At 65.4% G+C, this 12,922-nt stretch carries 14 protein-coding genes; 9 read left to right on the top strand and 5 right to left on the bottom strand.

Going from position 1 to position 12,922, the window contains the following annotated elements:
• Window positions 1-114: 114 nt before the first annotated feature.
• From glnA to pip, 5 genes are all read left to right on the top strand, one after another.
• Window positions 115-1,521 (top strand): glutamate--ammonia ligase, encoded by a 1,407-nt coding sequence (glnA, locus tag FGS76_RS12650; RefSeq protein WP_138773019.1) that lies wholly within the window; start codon window positions 115-117, stop codon window positions 1,519-1,521.
• A 417-nt stretch (window positions 1,522-1,938) separates the two neighbouring features.
• Window positions 1,939-2,673 (top strand): DUF4124 domain-containing protein, encoded by a 735-nt coding sequence (locus FGS76_RS12645; RefSeq protein ID WP_170214464.1) that lies wholly within the window; start codon window positions 1,939-1,941, stop codon window positions 2,671-2,673.
• A gap of 125 nt (window positions 2,674-2,798) precedes the next feature.
• Entirely contained in the window at window positions 2,799-3,908 is a 1,110-nt protein-coding gene (gene glnL, locus FGS76_RS12640; protein WP_276607933.1) for a nitrogen regulation protein NR(II), read from the top strand.
• Complete coding sequence (ntrC, locus tag FGS76_RS12635) at window positions 3,905-5,329, top strand: nitrogen regulation protein NR(I) (RefSeq protein WP_138773017.1); 1,425 nt, start codon at window positions 3,905-3,907, stop codon at window positions 5,327-5,329. Before glnL ends, ntrC begins: the two co-directional genes overlap by 4 nt.
• Window positions 5,330-5,649: 320 nt before the next feature.
• Window positions 5,650-6,621 carry a prolyl aminopeptidase gene (gene pip, locus FGS76_RS12630; protein WP_138773016.1) on the top strand — a complete coding sequence of 324 codons (972 nt, stop codon included), beginning with the start codon at window positions 5,650-5,652 and terminating at the stop codon, window positions 6,619-6,621.
• Here pip and FGS76_RS12625 read toward each other — a convergent pair.
• Entirely contained in the window at window positions 6,521-7,087 is a 567-nt protein-coding gene (locus tag FGS76_RS12625) for a DUF3261 domain-containing protein (RefSeq protein WP_138773015.1), read from the bottom strand. The two genes, pip and FGS76_RS12625, sit on opposite strands and share 101 nt — an antisense overlap.
• A 47-nt stretch (window positions 7,088-7,134) precedes the next feature.
• Between FGS76_RS12625 and dtd the strand changes: the two genes are divergently transcribed.
• The 4 genes from dtd to FGS76_RS12605 all read left to right on the top strand — a co-directional run bounded on the left by dtd (window position 7,135) and on the right by FGS76_RS12605 (window position 11,079).
• Window positions 7,135-7,572: a D-aminoacyl-tRNA deacylase gene (gene dtd / locus FGS76_RS12620; RefSeq protein ID WP_138773014.1), complete on the top strand. Its 438-nt coding sequence runs from the start codon at window positions 7,135-7,137 to the stop codon at window positions 7,570-7,572.
• Window positions 7,573-7,721: 149 nt separating this feature from the next.
• On the top strand, window positions 7,722-8,201 hold the full coding sequence (locus FGS76_RS12615; RefSeq protein ID WP_138773013.1) for a DUF3015 domain-containing protein: 480 nt from the start codon (window positions 7,722-7,724) through the stop codon (window positions 8,199-8,201).
• A 69-nt stretch (window positions 8,202-8,270) separates the two neighbouring features.
• A complete protein-coding gene (locus FGS76_RS12610) occupies window positions 8,271-10,085 on the top strand; it encodes an Lnb N-terminal periplasmic domain-containing protein (RefSeq protein WP_138773012.1) in 1,815 nt (604 codons plus the stop codon).
• 31 nt (window positions 10,086-10,116) lie between these two features.
• A complete protein-coding gene (locus FGS76_RS12605; RefSeq protein WP_240692533.1) occupies window positions 10,117-11,079 on the top strand; it encodes an alpha/beta hydrolase in 963 nt (320 codons plus the stop codon).
• A 31-nt stretch (window positions 11,080-11,110) separates the two neighbouring features.
• Here the strand turns inward: FGS76_RS12605 and tatC are convergent, their stop codons facing one another.
• From tatC to FGS76_RS12585, 4 genes are read right to left on the bottom strand one after another with little or no spacing between them, the layout of a single operon-like run.
• Window positions 11,111-11,878 carry a twin-arginine translocase subunit TatC gene (tatC, locus tag FGS76_RS12600; RefSeq protein ID WP_138773011.1) on the bottom strand — a complete coding sequence of 256 codons (768 nt, stop codon included), beginning with the start codon at window positions 11,876-11,878 and terminating at the stop codon, window positions 11,111-11,113.
• Window positions 11,871-12,275 carry a Sec-independent protein translocase protein TatB gene (tatB, locus tag FGS76_RS12595; protein WP_138773010.1) on the bottom strand — a complete coding sequence of 135 codons (405 nt, stop codon included), beginning with the start codon at window positions 12,273-12,275 and terminating at the stop codon, window positions 11,871-11,873. The genes tatC and tatB overlap by 8 nt, the downstream gene beginning before the upstream one ends.
• Window positions 12,276-12,323: 48 nt before the next feature.
• Window positions 12,324-12,554, bottom strand: a complete 231-nt coding sequence (tatA, locus tag FGS76_RS12590; RefSeq protein ID WP_138773009.1) for a Sec-independent protein translocase subunit TatA — start codon at window positions 12,552-12,554, stop codon at window positions 12,324-12,326.
• A gap of 2 nt (window positions 12,555-12,556) precedes the next feature.
• Window positions 12,557-12,895, bottom strand: a complete 339-nt coding sequence (locus tag FGS76_RS12585; RefSeq protein ID WP_138773008.1) for a phosphoribosyl-ATP diphosphatase — start codon at window positions 12,893-12,895, stop codon at window positions 12,557-12,559.
• Window positions 12,896-12,922 lie beyond the last annotated feature (27 nt).

Below are 12,922 nucleotides of genomic sequence, written 5' to 3'. Positions count from 1 at the left end.
GCCTTCGGGTACGTAAGAAACAACCCGGCGGCGCCCAAGAATAACGGCTGTTCGCGTGTCCGCGCGCGGCGGCGAGCAGCCAGAAACATACCCGTTCCAGGAGGACGCTCAACAATGTCTGAAAAGACGCTGAAACTGATCAAAGACAACGACGTGAAATGGGTGGACCTGCGTTTTACCGACAGCCGCGGTAAGGAGCAGCACGTAACCTTGCCGGTGGGTGAAATCGACGACGATTTCTTCCAGGACGGCAAGATGTTCGACGGGTCCTCCATCGCCGGTTGGAAAGGCATCAACGAGTCCGACATGATCCTCATGCCGGAAGACGAGACCGCCGTTCTCGACCCGTTCACCGACGTGGCCACCCTGAACCTGCGCTGCAACATCGTCGAGCCCGCCACCATGCAGGGCTACGAGCGTGATCCCCGCTCCGTGGCGCTGCGCGCCGAGGAATACCTGAAGTCCACCGGTATCGCCGACAGCGCCCTGTTCGGTCCGGAGCCGGAATTCTTCGTATTCGATTCCGTGCAGTGGAAGTCCGACATGTCCGGCTCCATGTACAACATCTACTCCGAGGAAGCGGCCTGGGTTTCCGCCGATGAGTTCGAAAAGAACAACATCGGTCACCGCCCCGGCGTGAAAGGCGGCTACTTCCCGGTACCCCCGGTGGACAGCCTGCACGACCTGCGTGGCGCCATGTGTGCCGCCATGGAGCAGATGGGCCTGGAAATCGAGGTGCATCACCACGAAGTGGGCACCGCCGGCCAGTGTGAGATCGGTGTTGGCGCCAACACCCTCACCAAGAAAGCCGACGAAGTACAGATCCTGAAGTACTGCGTGCACAACGTCGCTCACGCCTACGGCAAGACCGCCACCTTCATGCCCAAGCCGCTGATCGGTGATAACGGTTCCGGTATGCACGTGCACATGTCCCTGGCCAAAGACGGCAAGAACCTGTTCGCCGGTGACGAGTACGCGGGCCTGTCCGAAGAAGCGCTGTTCTACATCGGCGGTGTGATCAAGCACGCACGCGCCCTGAACGCCTTCACCAACGGCTCCACCAACTCTTACAAGCGTCTGGTGCCCGGCTTCGAAGCTCCGGTAATGCTGGCGTACTCCGCCCGTAACCGTTCCGCTTCCATCCGGATTCCGTGGGTGAGCAACCCGAAAGCGCGTCGTATCGAGACCCGCTTCCCGGATCCGTCCGCCAACCCGTACCTGTGCTTCGCCGCGCTGATGATGGCCGGCCTGGACGGCATCAAGAACAAGATCCACCCGGGCGATGCCATGGACAAGGATCTGTACGACCTGCCGGCGGAAGAAGCCAAGGACATCCCGACCGTGTCCCATACCCTGACCATGGCGCTGGACGCCCTGGAGCAGGACAAGGAGTTCCTGATGGCTGGCGACGTGTTCACCGAGGACATGCTCGACGGTTACATCCAGCTCAAGCGCGAGGAAATCGAGCGCCTGAACATGACTCCGCACCCGGTCGAGTTCGACATGTACTACAGCTGCTAAGCTTCGGCCAGGCAGTCAAAAAAACCCCGCTCCGGCGGGGTTTTTTTATGGGCGCTTTTTTATGAGGTCTTTTCTATGGGGACTTGTAGGAGCGACTTCAGTCGCGATTGGCGGTGGCGCCATCGCCAATCGCGACTGAAGTCGCTCCTACAGAGATGGCTTCGCGACGTCAAAAAAACGCTCCCTGCGTTTTTTTGTGTCCACCATCCCTGGCGGGCATCCTTCGGACCGTCGCTTCGCGACGTCAAAAATCGTTCCCGACGATTTTTTGTGTCCACCATCCCTGGCAGGACATCCTGCGGACCGTCGCTATCGCGACGTCAAAAAACGCTCCCTGCGTTTTTTTGTGGCGGGGGCCCTTTTTTCGGGGGTGGGCAGGCCGCAGAATCAGGACATCGTCTTATTCGGGGGAATGCCATGAAAACCTGGCCGTTGCTGTTGATCCTGCTGCCGCTGGTGGCGCCGGCCCAGACCGTGGACGATGTGGACCGGGCCGATGACGGCGGCGGCACCATCTATCGCACCGTGGACGAGAACGGCAATGTGCTGTTCACCGACAACCCGCCGGACAAGGACCGCGCGGAGCCGGTCCGGGTGGGGCCGGTGAACACCATGGAAGGGCGCCGGGAGACGGTGCCGGTGATGGCGCCGGACCGGCCCGAGCCGCGCCAGGAAAACCCGCCGCCGGCACCGGCGGGCAGCGGCTACCAGGCCCTGCGTATCACCGTCCCGGAAGACGGCGCCACCGTGCGTATTCCCCAGGACAACCCGGTGGCGGTGCAGGCCAGCGTGGAACCGGCCCTGCGCGCCGGCCACCGCATGGTGATCCTCGACAATGGCCAGCCGGTGGCCGGCGGCACCCTGGATTTCCCGAATCCGGGCACCCACCGCTTGCAGGCGGCCATCGAGGACGAGAACGGCCGCCGCCTGATCACCTCGGCGCCGGTGACGCTGTACGTGCACCGCACCAATGCCGACACCTCCGGCAACGCCGGCGCTGGCAGTGCCTTCCCCACCCGTGGTGGCGCGGCACAACGGGGCGGCGCCGCCGGCCGTGCCGGCGCCGCCTCCTCCGGCGGTGCCGCCCAGCGGGGCTCCGGCGCCGGCCTGGGCAGCGGCGCCCAGCGCGTCACCCGTCCCGCCAAGCCCTGATTGCACTAATACGGTGCATTTTTTGCCCCGGCTTTCTACACTGCACCGGTACGACTCGCCGGGCCGCCCGCTGCCGGGGCCGCCGGCCCCATTCCGGGTGGCCTGATAATTGCTTATGCCCTGTTATGGGCCGAATGATGAATACCGAAACGGTGCTGCAGAAACGATTGCTCGACCACCTCCGCACCGCGGTGATGATGCTCGACGGCGACCTGCGTGTGCGCTATCTCAACGCCGCGGCGGAAATGCTGCTGTCCACCAGTGCCACCCGGGTGCTGGGCCAACCCCTGCCCGACTATTTCTTCGATGACGAGGAGGCCCGGGGTGCCCTGAAACAGTGCATCGAGGAAGGCCACCCCTTTACCCGTCGGGAGGCGCGGCTGAACGTGGCGCCCGGGCAACAGGCGATGGTCGATTACAGCGTCAGCCCGATCCACGAACCCGGCCAGCCGGTGGCACTGCTGATCGAGATGCAGTCCCTGGACCGGCTGCTGCGCATTACCCGGGAAGAAGGGCTGATCCACGCCCACCAGGCCACCCGGGCCCTGGTCCGTGGCGTGGCCCACGAAATCAAGAACCCGCTGGGCGGCATTCGTGGCGCGGCCCAGCTGCTGGAACGGGCCCTGCCGGACCCGGAGCTGGCGGAATACACCCGGGTGATCATCGACGAGGCGGACCGCCTGCGCTCGGTGGCCGACCGCATGCTGGGCCCGCGCAAGCCACCGGCGTTCGCCCCGGTGAACGTGCACGAATGCCTGGAGCATGTGCGCCAGCTGCTGCTGGCCGAGTACCCGGAGGGCGTCACCCTGGTGCGCGATTACGACGTCAGCCTGCCGGAGGTGATCGCCGACCGGGACCAGCTGATCCAGGTGCTGCTCAACCTGATGCGCAACGCCATGCAGGCGCTGCTGGAAGCGGGCACCGAAAACGCCCGGGTGATCATGCGCACCCGCGTGCTGCGCCAGTTCACCATCGGCGCGCAGCGCCACCGGCTGGCGCTGCGCGTGGACATCGAAGACAACGGTCCCGGTATTCCCGAGGACCTGCAGGAAACGATTTTCTATCCCATGGTCAGTGGTCGCGCCAACGGCTCGGGACTGGGACTGTCCATCGCCCAATCGATCATCAGCCAGCACCAGGGCCTGATCGAATGCGAAAGTGTGCCGGGACGCACCCTGTTCAGCCTGCTGCTACCCATGGAACCGCTGGATACGACGGAGAGTAATGGATCATGACGGCAACCATCTGGGTGATCGACGATGATCGTTCCATTCGTTGGGTACTCGAAAAAGCTCTGAGCCAGGAAGGGTTCCAACTGTCCTGTTTCGAGGACGCCGACGAGGCGCTGAACCGGCTGGACGAGGGCGCCGCCGAGCCGGATGTGCTGATTTCCGATGTGCGCATGCCGGGCACCGACGGCCTGCGCATGCTCAAGATTCTGCAGCGCAACAACCCCAACCTGCCGGTGATCATCATGACCGCCCATTCCGATCTGGATTCGGCGGTGGCCTCCTACCAGGGCGGGGCGTTCGAATACCTGCCCAAGCCGTTCGACGTGGACGAGGCGGTGGCCCTGGTGAAACGGGCCATCAAGCACCGCCAGGAGGCGGAGCAGGAGGTGGCGCCCACGGCGGAGGAAACCCCCACCGAGATCATCGGTGAGGCGCCGGCCATGCAGGAGGTGTTCCGCGCCATCGGCCGGCTCAGCCATTCCAATGTGACGGTGCTGATCAACGGCCAGTCCGGTACCGGTAAGGAACTGGTGGCCCGCGCCCTGCACAACCACTCCATGCGCCGGGAAAAGGCGTTCGTGGCGCTGAACATGGCGGCCATTCCCAAGGATCTGATCGAGTCCGAGCTGTTCGGCCACGAAAAGGGCGCCTTCACCGGCGCCAACAGCCAGCGGGTAGGGCGCTTCGAGCAGTCCAACGGCGGCACCCTGTTCCTGGATGAAATCGGCGACATGCCGCTGGAGGCCCAGACCCGGCTGCTGCGGGTGCTGCAGGAAAACGAATTCTACCGGGTGGGCGGCACCACGCCGATCCATGTGGACGTGCGCATCATCGCCGCCACCCACCAGGACCTGGAAAAGCTGGTCCGGGACGGCGACTTCCGGGAAGACCTGTTCCACCGCCTCAACGTGATCCGTATCCATATCCCGAAACTGGCCGAACGCCGCGAGGACATTCCCCGCCTGGCCGGCTACTTTCTGCAGCACGCCGCCAGCGAGCTGGGGGTGGAACCCAAGGTGCTGCACAAGGACACCGAGAAATACCTGGCCGCCATGCCCTGGCCGGGCAACGTGCGGCAATTGGAGAACACCTGCCGCTGGCTGACGGTGATGGCCTCCGGCCGGGAAGTGCTGGTGGACGACTTGCCCCCGGAACTGCGGCAAAGCGCCAGCAAGCCCATGGAAACCGGTGGCGACTGGCTCAAATCCCTGCGCCACTGGGCCGACCGGGCCCTGGCCCGGGGCGACCGCGGCATCCTCGACCAGGCGGTACCGGCCTTCGAACGCACCATGATCGAAGTGGCCCTGCAACACACCGGCGGCCGCAAACGGGACGCCGCCGCTTTGCTGGGCTGGGGCCGCAACACGCTGACCCGCAAGATCAAGGAGCTGGATATGGAGGCGGAATTCAGCGGGGATGATTGAGGCGGCTGCAAGCTGCAAGCTTCAGGCAGGGTGGTGGATTGGGTGGTGCCGTGCAGGTTGGCGGGCGGTTGAAAGTTTAAAGTTAAAAGTTGAAAGGGGCGCCTCGGTAACTTCGTCGGCCGTGCCTGGTTTGTAGCTTGAGGCTTGCAGCTTGAGGCTTGCGGCCCGCCGGCAGGCGCGGGCACGGGCGAGCCGGCCCACCACCCTGTCCCGCGTTTCAACTTTTAACTTTTAACTTTCAACCGCGCCTTCCCTGCGCTCCTGGCCGCCCGCGCCCGACCCCGCTAAGCTGTTCGCATCTTTCCCCGTGGATGCCGCTTATGTCCCTGTTCCCGCCGCTTGAACCCTATCATCGTGAATTCCTGGACGTGGGGAATGGTCATCGTCTCTATGTGGAGGAGAGCGGCAATCCGGATGGGGTGCCGGTGGTGGCTTTGCATGGGGGGCCGGGGGGTGGCAGTTCGCCGTTGTTGCGGCGGTTGTTCGATCCGCATCGGTTCCGCATTGTCGTTTACGACCAGCGCGGCGCCGGGCGCAGCGAGCCCTACGCGGGTACCGACCACAACACCCTGCCGGATCTGGTGGACGACATCGAGCGCATCCGTGAGCACCTGAAGGTGCCCCGCTGGGAGGTGGTGCTGGGCGGTTCCTGGGGCGTCACCCTGGCGCTGGCCTATGCGCTGGCGTACCCGGCGGCGGTGGCCGGGCTGGTGTTACGGGGCGTGTTCCTGTGCCGCCGCCAGGACATCGACTGGCTCTACACCGAAGGCGGCGCCGGCCGCTTCTACCCGGACCACTGGCACCGTTTGCTGTCCGCGTTGCCGGACGGGGAGGGTGATCTGCTGACGCGCTATCACCGCGCCCTGGACGGTCCGGACGGCGAGCAGCTGGCCCGGGAATGGACCCTGTGGGAGGCGCGGCTGTCGAGCCTGACGCCGCCGCCGGAACTGAACGTGGACCACAACGCCGGGGCCATGGCCAAGCTGGAGACCCATTACTTCGTCAACGACGGCTTTCTCGATGAACCGATCCTGCCCCGCGCCCACCGGATTCAATGCCCGGTGGAAATCGTGCACGGGCGCTATGACATGGTGTGCCCGCCGGAACAGGCCTGGCTGCTGCACCGGGCCCTGCCGGACAGCCGGCTGCACTGGGTGGCGGCGGCCGGGCACTCATCCGCCGAGCCGGGCATCAGTCAGGCTCTGGTGCGGGCGGTGAAGGCGCTGACAGCCCGGGCGGCACGAGCAGCAGAAGGTAATCGTAGCGGGCGTTATACACAGGGATCGTCGTGAGCTTGGGGTTGGGCCCCTGGAACGACACCCGCGCCTCCACCCTGCGCCCCTCGTAGAGGCGCAGGGTGTCGTCCAGGCGCTCCAGCCGCCAGGGCGGGCGCAGCATGCGCTCCAGACGGGCGCGCGGCCAGAACGCCAGCTGGATATCGCCGATCAGGGCGTCGGCGGACAGCCCCGGCGGCAACGCCGGCGTGCGGCTGATCTCGCTGCGCCCGGGGCTCTGCTGGTAGGTCAGCACCGCCTTGCCGTCGGCGTCCAACAGACTGATCCGCGAACTCTCCGGCGTCAGCGCCAGTGCCACCCGGTACCGCACCGTGCGGCCATCCGCCAGGCGGATGGTCAGGTCGCGCTGGAAGTCGCGGTACTCGCCGAACGCCGGTGCCAGCGGCCGGGGCACGGCGTCGGGGCCGGCCCACAGGGCGCAGCCGGCGAGCATCAGTGTCAGCAGCAGGGGAAGCATTTTCATAGGGCGTTTAATACAGCACAATCGCCCGCCTTGATACAGGGGAAATCATGAAACTGCTTTTACAGCGGGTGCGCGAGGCCGCCGTCCGCGTTGAGGGTGATACCGTCGGCGAGATCGGCGCCGGTCTGCTGGTGTTGGTCGGCATGGAAAAACACGATGACCACCCGGCGGTCACGCGCATGGCCGAGCGGCTGGTGAGCTACCGGGTGTTCAGCGATGAACAGGGCCGCATGAACCGCGACGTGCGCGAGGCCGGCGGCGCGGTGCTGCTGGTTTCCCAGTTCACCCTGGCGGCGGACACCCGCAAGGGGCGGCGCCCGTCCTTCTCCAGCGCCGCCCCGCCGGAGTTGGCCGAGCCCCTTTATCTGGCGTTGATCGACGCCGTCGCCGGCCACGGCGTGCCGGTGGCCCGGGGCCGGTTCGGCGCGGATATGCAGGTTTCCCTGATCAACGACGGCCCGGTCACCTTTCTGTTGGAGTTGTGATCAAGGTCCGCTTGCTTTTTGTTGCCCGACAATTTCCATGGCACCGCTATATTGCAACCTCATGACCCTTGTTTATGATGAAGCTTCGGCTCCCGGGGAACCGCATGGGGGAGCTTATGGATAACATTTTGATAACAGGAGACAGACCCATGAAAAGAGCTTTTCTGGCTGCGGCACTGCTTGGTGCTTCTTTTTCCGCCCACGCCGTTGCACCGGGTGGTCCCGGCTGTGGTTGGGGTAACCTGATTTTCGAAGGCAAATCCGGCATGCCGGTGCACCTGCTGGCGACCATCGTCAACGGCACCTCCGGTAACGCTACTTTCGGCATGACCAGTGGCACCAACGGCTGTGACACCAGCGGCGCGCTGACCTACTCCGGTGAGAGCCTGCTGTCCATGAACGGCGTGCTCGAGGAAGTGGCTCAGGACATGGCCACCGGCCAGGGCGAAGCTCTGACCGCGCTGTCCGTTTCCATGGGCATCTCCACCCAGGACCGTTCCCACTTCAACGGTCTGATGCACGACAACTTCGCCGCCATCTTCCCGCACCAGGACGTGAGCGCCGCCGAAGTCATGCAGAACATCACCGCCGTGATGCAGCAAGACCAGAAGCTGGCCAAGTACGTATAAGCCTGCTCGCCCGGGCCCGCCCTCCATGGAGGGCGGGCTTTTTAGTATCCGCTTTTCCCGGACATCCTCATGCGTTTCGCACTGCTGTGCGTGGTTGCGCTTTTTTGCGTGCCGGCCTGGGCCGGCGACCTGGACGCCCTGGCCGAACAACCGCGCTGGCGGGCCCTGTTGCATATCAATCCCGGCGCCACCCTGCGTGATCGTCAGCGCAGCTACGTGGACGACGACAATTTCTTTCTCGCCGAGCGGGGCGCCGACGACCCGCTGGCGGAACTGCGGGCCACGGTGCTCGCCCTACGGCCGGACCACGCGCCGGCGCGCTGCCGCTTCCCCGCCCGTTATCGCTTTCTCGCCGAGCAACTGAACTGGCGGGATGACACCCCGTTCGCCCATTGCGCCGACTATCTGGAATGGCGCGCCGCGGTGCACGCCAAGCGCGCGGTGCTGGTATTCCCGGCCTCCTATCTGAACAGCCCCTCGTCCATGTTCGGGCACACCCTGATGCGTCTGGACCAGGGCGATGACAGCGCGGTGTGGCTGTCCTGGGCGATCAACTTCGGCGCCGTCACCACCGAGCAGGACAACTCCCTGTTCTACATCTACCGTGGCCTGGCCGGCGGTTACCCGGGCCGTTTCAACCTGGTGCCCTATGTGCAGAAGATCCAGCAGTACTCCAACATGGAAAGCCGCGATATCTGGGAGTACAGCCTGGACCTGAACCAGGGGGAGATCGATTGGATGATCGATCACCTGTGGGAACTGAAGGACATCAATTTCGACTACTACTTCTTCGACGAGAACTGCTCGTTCCGGCTGTTGGAGCTGGTCCAGGTGGCGCGGCCGGAGGGCGGGCTGCTTGATGAGCTGCGGTTCGCCGAGCTGCCGGTGAACACGGTGCGCGCCCTGGACCAGGAGGGGCTGATCACCGAGCGGCATTACCGGCCGTCCAAGGAGCAGGAGCTGACCGCCTTCAGCGACCAGCTGAGCAGTGAGGAGCGGGCACTGGCGCGGGGCCTGGCCGATGACCCGGCGCGCTCGGAGGAGCCCGCCTTCCAGGCCTATCCGCCCCGGCGCCAGGCGCTGATGGCCCATACCGCCTACCGCTACGTGCGTTTCGTCAACCGCAAGGCGCAGCGCTCCGAGGACGTGGCCGGCCGCTCCTTCGCCCTGCTCAGCCTGATCAACCGGCTGCCGGCGGTGCAGGATCCGGCGCCGGTGGAACGGGTGCCGCCGGAACAGGGCCACGGCTCGCAGATGCTGGCGGTGGCCGGCGGCCAGCGCGGTAGCGATGACTTCGGTGAGTTCAGCTACCGGCTGACCTACCATGACCTGCTCGACAACAACCGGGGCTTTCTGTCCGGGGCTCAGATCCAGGGCCTGGGCATCACCCTGCGCAGCACCGAGTCCCAGGCGGTGGACCTGGAAGCCCTGGATGTGGTCAGCATCCGCTCCCTGGCGCCCCGGGATCGCTTCTCCAAGCCGCTGAGCTGGTACGTGGAAGGCGGCCTGGAGCGGGCCTGGGCGGAGCGCCGGCGGCTGGTCCGCTATGTGCAGGGCGGCGCCGGCGCCAGCTGGCGCCTGGGTAACCTGCAGCCGTATCTGCTGGCCAGCGCCCGCGCCGAGAACAACAGCGACTTCGCGCCCTGGATCACCACCGGGGGCGGCGCCGAGGCGGGCTTGCTGTATCATGCCGGGCGTTGGCAATGGCAGGCCGGCGGGGCCGGCCATTACTTCGTCAACGACGTCTACCGCTACCGCTCCACCCTGGCGGTGCAGTACGCCCTGACCGGCCAGCAGGGCCTGCGCGCCGAAGTGGAGCGGGAAGGCTGGCGCGGCGACGGCGAGACCGAATTCAAACTGCAATGGCGCTGGTATTTCGACTGAACACCGGCACCGCGGGTAAACGGGGACATCATTGAAAGCTCTTGGATTGATTCTCAGCGGTGTGTTGCTGGCGGTTCTGAGCGGCTGCAGCAGCCTGTTCTTCTATCCGGCCAAACCCTGGGTGCAGAACCCGGCCCGCCAGGGGCTGGCCTATGAGGATGTGGTGCTGATCCATCCGGACGGCCTGCGCCTGCACGGTTGGTGGTTGCCGGCCCGGGGCTACCAGCGCGGCACCGTCTACTTTCTGCACGGCAACGCGGAGAACATCAGCACCCATCTGATGAACGTGCACTGGCTGCCGGAGCGGGGCTACAACGTCTTTCTGCTGGATTACCGGGGCTATGGCCTGTCCGAGGGCAGCCCGGACCTGCCCGGCGCCCTGGCCGACGTGCAGCTCGGGTTGGACTGGCTGAGCGCCTCCGGCCGCCTGGACGGCAAGCCGCTGGTGATGTTCGGTCAGAGCCTGGGCGGTGCCCTGGGCACCGGCGTGCTGGCCCGGGACGACAATCGCGGCCGCGTGGATTGCGTGATGCTGGAGGCCAGCTTCGCCAGCTACCGGGGCATCGCCGACGATGTGATGCGGCGCAGCTGGTTGCTGTGGCCATTGCGCTGGATGGTGCTGCCGACCCTGCCCGCCCGCGATCTTGATCCGGAGCGGCACATTGCCGAGCTGGCGCCCCGGCCGTTGCTGATTCTGCACAGCCGGGAAGATCCGGTGATTCCGTTCCGTCAGGGGGAGGCGCTGTTCCAGGCCGCCGCCGAGCCGAAGACCTTCCAGGCCCTCAAGGGCGGCCACGGCCAGGGCACCCGTGATCCGGCGGTGCGCGACCGGTTACTGGCGTTTCTGGAGCAAAATGGCTGCATGGCCAGGGCGCCCTCGGCGTCGGCCCCGGTTACCCAGGTGCCGCCGGCGCCGGTGTCCCGAGAGGCGGTGGAGGCCGATGAGCCGGCCGGCGAGATCGGTATCACGCCGGTGGGCGCCTACCGCTTCTGACCCTGTCAGGCCCGGCTACGTTAAGGCCGGCTCAGTCGGAGTCGGCTTCCGGCGCCGGGTCCTCGTCCTTGCGCCGCTCCACGGCGCGGCCGAACAGCAGGCCGATCTCGAACAGCAGCCACATGGGCACCGCCAGCAGGGTCTGGCTGACAATGTCCGGCGGCGTCAGCAGCATGCCAACCACGAAGCAGCCGACCACCACATAGGCCCGCGAGGCGGACAGTTTCTCCACCGTGACCAGGCCGGTGGTCACCAGCAGCACGATGGCGATGGGCAGTTCGAAGGCGAAGCCAAAGGCCAGGAACAGGGCCAGCACGAAGTCCAGGTAGCTGCTGATGTCGGTGGTCACCGCCACCCCTTCCGGGGCCACCGTGGTGAAGAACTGGAACATCAGCGGGAACACCACGAAGTAGGCAAAGGCGGCGCCGGCGTAGAACAGCAACACGCTGCTTACCAGCAGCGGCACCGCCAGCCGTTTTTCGTGCTTGTACAGCCCCGGCGCCACGAACGCCCAGGCCTGATGCAGGATGAACGGCATGGCGCCGAAGATGCTCAGATACAGGGTCAGCTTGAACGGCGCCAGGAACGGCGAGGCCACGCCGGTGGCGATCATCTGGGTGCCCGCCGGCATCACGTCCATCAGCGGCCGCGCCACCAGGGTGTAGAGCTCCCGGGAGAAGTAGAACAGGCAGAGAAACACCACCAGCACGGCGATCACCGCCTTGAGCAGGCGGTTGCGCAGTTCCAGCAGATGGGAGATCAATGTTTGCGGGGTGTCCTCCCCGTGTTCCTCAGTCATTCGATTTCTTCTCGGACTCGGGGTGTTCCGCGGTGGGCGCTGGCTTATCGCCGCTGTCGTGTTCCAGGGGCTCGTGTTCCTGGGGCTGGTCGTGTTCCAGGGTCTGGGGCCGGCGGCGGGCGCGGGCCACGTCCTGTTCGGACAGCAGGTTGTCGCGGGCCTCGCGGATACTGTCTTCGTCCAGGCCCATCTCGCGCATCTGGCTTTCCATGCGCTCGCGCATGTCCTGATTGAGCGCTTCGCGCTCTAGTTCGCTGCGCAGATGGTTGAAGGTGGAACGGGCGCGGCCCATCCAATAGCCCACCGTGCGCGCCGCCTTGGGCAGGCGCTCGGGGCCCAGCACCACCAGGCCGATCACGAAAATCAGCGTCAGCTCGGAAAAGCCGATATCAAACATACGGCGGGGCTCTCATAATAAAACCGGGCCGTGTCCGGCCGGGGCGCGTTACGCCTGGTCCTTGTGCTTTTCCTGTTCCCGGGTCTGTCCTTCGCCATCGTCGTCGCCGGCGATGCGCTTCTGATCCTGTTCCTTCTCGCCGTCCTTGACCGAGTCCTTGAAGCCTTTCACCGCGCCGCCCAGGTCGCTGCCGATATTGCGCAGTTTCTTGGTGCCGAACAGCAGCACCACGATGGCCAGAACGATAAGCAATTGCCAGATACTGATACCGCCAAGCATAGCTATTCTCCTCGCGCTTTCCGCGCGGCTTTTTCATCGTGTCCGGAAAGACCGAAGCGTTGCTCCAGCCTGGCCAGAACCTGTTCCGGGCCGAGGCCCAGGTGCGCCAGCATGACCATGGAATGGAACCACAGGTCGGCGGTTTCGCCGATCAGGGCTTCCGGGTCGCCACCGGCTTCGGTGTCACGGGCGGCGAGCAGGGTTTCCACCGCTTCCTCACCGACCTTTTCGAGAATCTTGTTGAGGCCCTTGCCATACAGGCTGGCCACATAGGATGAATCCGGGTCGGCGCCCTTGCGGGCTTCGAGCACCTGATGGAGCTGATTGAGAATGTCGGACATGGTGGTCGGATTCTCGATGATTCGGGT

Source organism: Alloalcanivorax gelatiniphagus (assembly GCF_005938655.1).
Lineage (GTDB): Bacteria > Pseudomonadota > Gammaproteobacteria > Pseudomonadales > Alcanivoracaceae > Alloalcanivorax > Alloalcanivorax gelatiniphagus.
Note: the sequence above shows the minus strand (reverse complement) of the source record. Positions and strands in the feature narration are given on the sequence as shown.

What these genes read in the sequence shown, in the direction of transcription:
- glnA (WP_138773019.1), top strand. Translation starts at nt 115, where the DNA reads ATGTCTGAAAAGACGCTGAAACTGATCAAAGACAACGACGTGAAATGG.
- FGS76_RS12645 (WP_170214464.1), top strand. Translation starts at nt 1,939, where the DNA reads ATGAAAACCTGGCCGTTGCTGTTGATCCTGCTGCCGCTGGTGGCGCCG.
- glnL (WP_276607933.1), top strand. Translation starts at nt 2,799, where the DNA reads ATGGGCCGAATGATGAATACCGAAACGGTGCTGCAGAAACGATTGCTC.
- ntrC (WP_138773017.1), top strand. Translation starts at nt 3,905, where the DNA reads ATGACGGCAACCATCTGGGTGATCGACGATGATCGTTCCATTCGTTGG.
- pip (WP_138773016.1), top strand. Translation starts at nt 5,650, where the DNA reads ATGTCCCTGTTCCCGCCGCTTGAACCCTATCATCGTGAATTCCTGGAC.
- FGS76_RS12625 (WP_138773015.1), bottom strand. Translation starts at nt 7,087, where the DNA reads ATGAAAATGCTTCCCCTGCTGCTGACACTGATGCTCGCCGGCTGCGCC.
- dtd (WP_138773014.1), top strand. Translation starts at nt 7,135, where the DNA reads ATGAAACTGCTTTTACAGCGGGTGCGCGAGGCCGCCGTCCGCGTTGAG.
- FGS76_RS12615 (WP_138773013.1), top strand. Translation starts at nt 7,722, where the DNA reads ATGAAAAGAGCTTTTCTGGCTGCGGCACTGCTTGGTGCTTCTTTTTCC.
- FGS76_RS12610 (WP_138773012.1), top strand. Translation starts at nt 8,271, where the DNA reads ATGCGTTTCGCACTGCTGTGCGTGGTTGCGCTTTTTTGCGTGCCGGCC.
- tatC (WP_138773011.1), bottom strand. Translation starts at nt 11,878, where the DNA reads ATGACTGAGGAACACGGGGAGGACACCCCGCAAACATTGATCTCCCAT.
- tatB (WP_138773010.1), bottom strand. Translation starts at nt 12,275, where the DNA reads ATGTTTGATATCGGCTTTTCCGAGCTGACGCTGATTTTCGTGATCGGC.
- tatA (WP_138773009.1), bottom strand. Translation starts at nt 12,554, where the DNA reads ATGCTTGGCGGTATCAGTATCTGGCAATTGCTTATCGTTCTGGCCATC.
- FGS76_RS12585 (WP_138773008.1), bottom strand. Translation starts at nt 12,895, where the DNA reads ATGTCCGACATTCTCAATCAGCTCCATCAGGTGCTCGAAGCCCGCAAG.